This is a genomic window from Cryobacterium sp. 10I1 (assembly GCF_035019805.1).
Classification (GTDB): Bacteria; Actinomycetota; Actinomycetes; order Actinomycetales; family Microbacteriaceae; genus Cryobacterium; species Cryobacterium glucosi.
The window spans coordinates 1-2,467 of record NZ_JASJVF010000360.1 but is presented as its reverse complement, the minus strand read 5'-3'; the positions used below and the strand labels follow the sequence as shown (position 1 = coordinate 2,467).

Below are 2,467 nucleotides of genomic sequence, written 5' to 3'. Positions count from 1 at the left end.
GTCTTCTTCTGACCCTGGTACTCCGGGTAGCCGGCCGCGCGCCAGGCGCAGAGCGCGGCGAGCGGGCAGTCCGCGCAGCGCGGGCGTGCTGACGTGCAAACGAGCGCGCCCAGTTCCATGGCGCCGGCGTTGAAGACGGCCGCGGCACGGACATCCGCCGGAAGGAGCGCGTTCATGGCCGCGAGATCGCGGGTGCGGCTCGGCGGCGCGGGTTCGGCCTGGCCTGCGACGCAGCGGGCGATGACCCGGCGCGTGTTCGTGTCGACGACCGGATGCCGGTGGCCGTACGCGAACGCGGCGACCGCCCGCGCGGTGTAGTCGCCGATCCCCGTCAGCGTGAGGAGCACGCCGACGTCCTGCGGCACGATTCCGCCGTGGTTCTCGGTGATCTCGACGGCCGCGGCGTGCAGCCAGAGCGCGCGCCGCGGGTAGCCGAGCGTCGCCCATGCCCGCACGGCCTCGCCCGGCGGAACGGCGGCGAGGTCGGCGGGTGTCGGCCAGCGGGTGAGCCACGCCTCGAGGTGCGGAATCACCCGGGTCACCGGCGTCTGCTGCAGCATGAACTCGCTCACGAGCACGCCCCACGCGCCGAAACCGTCGCGGCGCCAGGGAAGGTCGCGAGCGTGCAGGCCGAACCAGGCATTGACGAGGCTCGCGATCTCACCGGTGCCATCGGCCTCGGGGGCAGACCCGGTGGCTGGCACTCCCGCGGATTCGATGGGCGCGATGACGGTTGCATTCACCCCACTAACCTAGGCTCGATTCATGACGCTTGTTTCGACACCACGCCTCGACTTCCTCCGCGACCTCGCAACGGAGATCCTCAGCCTCTACGGCCGAGGCCGCACGATGGTCGCGATCGACGGGACGGACCCCATCGCGCGGGCCGCCTTCGCCGACGACCTCGCAGCGGCCTTCGCCGCGACCGGGCACGCCGTGTCCCGCGCCTCGCTCGCCGACTTCGAGCGCTCCACCGAGGAGCAGACGGCCTTCGGGCCGGCCTCGCCGGAGCGACTGTTCCGCCACCGCGACGACTTCGACCTGCTCCGCAGGGCGCTCCTGGTCCCGTTCCGCGTCGCCGGCGCGACGGGGCCTGCGGACGACACCCTGATCTTCGACGGGGAGTTCCTGCTCAGGAAGGAACTCCGCGACGGCTGGTCGTACAGCGTGCTGACCGAGACCGCAGCGGATGCCTCGTCGACCGGCGCTTTCATCGACCTCGCCGCTGAGCTGAAGCCCTCCGGGGAACTCGGTGATGCTGCGGATACCACGACAGACCCTGCACTGGGTGGTTCCCCTGTTCCCGACGACCGGGCCATCGCCAACCGGCTCTACCGGGCCGAGGTCCGGCCCAGGTCGTGGGCGACGGCCGTCGTCGACCTCGCCAATCCGGCGGATCCCCGCCGTCTCTTCTTCGACAGCTGCTGAGCCGGCGCCGCGAGGCCTACCGCAGTCGGAGCGGGGCGAAGCGCACGAGCACCTCGGCTCGTGTGAGCGGGTGTCCTGTGGCCTCGACTTCGTGCACAAGGGCAGTCAGCAGGGTATTGACCGGCGCGGCGACGCCTGCCGCCGCGGCCTCCCGCACGACGACCCCGTTGAGGTGGTCGATCTCGGTCAGCTGACCCCTGCGGAGGCTCTGCAATGTCGAGCCGAGGTTCGGCACGTCGCCCATCCTGGCCCGCATCAGGCGCGGCAGCAGCTGCCCGATCGAGAGCGGAAGGCCGGCGAAACCACGCAACCGGCGGTCGCCGAGCCCCTGCAGCGCCCCGAAACGCACCCCGCGGGCGACGCCGACGCGCACGGTCTCCCGCATGCTCGCGGTCAGGACCCGACGGAGCTCCGCATCGTCGACGACCTCCTGCACGCTCAGCCCGGTCACTGCCGGGAGCGCGTTGAGCATGTTGACCACGAGCTTCGTCCACTGGGCGCCGACGAAGTTCGAGGTCGCGATCGTCGGGAATGCCGCGTCGAGCACACCCTGCCAGGCGAGCGTTCCCGCGTCGATGTCACCGGTATCGTGCCCGATGTACGTCGGTGCCGGCGTGGTCACGGTGACGAGTCCCGGCGCCGCATAGTTCGCGGCGATGATCGAGAGCGCCCCGAAGCAGTCGGAGTTCGGCAGGATCCGTCGCGCCGTCGCGACACCGTCGAGCCCGTTCTGCACGACGATCACCGGCGAGCCGTCGAGGACCGCCGCGTTGGCCGTGATCGCGGCGGCGGCATCCTGCGCCTTGGTGCAGACGAGCGTGAGCTCGGGCGTCTCGGTGAGCAGTTCGACAGCAGCCGGCCGGGCGGTCTCGTCGCCGAAGCCGCCGGTCAGGTGAATGCCCTCCGAGCGGATGACGCCCAGGGCCTTTCCCCGTGCCGTCACGGTCACGGTATGCCCGGCCTTCTCCAGTAGCGTAGCGAACGTTCCGCCGAGGGCACCCGCACCGATCACAGCAATTCGCATCCCCCCAGCCTAGGT

General features: G+C 71.1%; 3 protein-coding genes. 1 reads left to right on the top strand and 2 read right to left on the bottom strand.

Annotated elements, in window-relative coordinates; all coding sequences use genetic code 11:
• Positions 1-659 (bottom strand): A/G-specific adenine glycosylase (locus QN345_RS17940; RefSeq protein ID WP_323509005.1); only part of this gene is annotated, 659 nt, incomplete at its 3' end.
• Positions 660-765: 106 nt separating this feature from the next.
• On the opposite strand from QN345_RS17940, the gene QN345_RS17935 reads away from it, so the two are divergent.
• Positions 766-1,428 carry a hypothetical protein gene (locus tag QN345_RS17935; RefSeq protein WP_134559484.1) on the top strand — a complete coding sequence of 221 codons (663 nt, stop codon included), beginning with the start codon at positions 766-768 and terminating at the stop codon, positions 1,426-1,428.
• Positions 1,429-1,444: 16 nt separating this feature from the next.
• Here QN345_RS17935 and QN345_RS17930 read toward each other — a convergent pair whose 3' ends face one another.
• Positions 1,445-2,452, bottom strand: a complete 1,008-nt coding sequence (locus QN345_RS17930; RefSeq protein WP_322188182.1) for a 2-dehydropantoate 2-reductase — start codon at positions 2,450-2,452, stop codon at positions 1,445-1,447.
• Between the last annotated feature and the right edge of the window lie 15 nt (positions 2,453-2,467).

Bases quoted from the DNA above. Each gene is read 5' to 3' on its own strand.
- QN345_RS17935 (WP_134559484.1), top strand. From the start codon at position 766: ATGACGCTTGTTTCGACACCACGCCTCGACTTCCTCCGCGACCTCGCA.
- QN345_RS17930 (WP_322188182.1), bottom strand. From the start codon at position 2,452: ATGCGAATTGCTGTGATCGGTGCGGGTGCCCTCGGCGGAACGTTCGCT.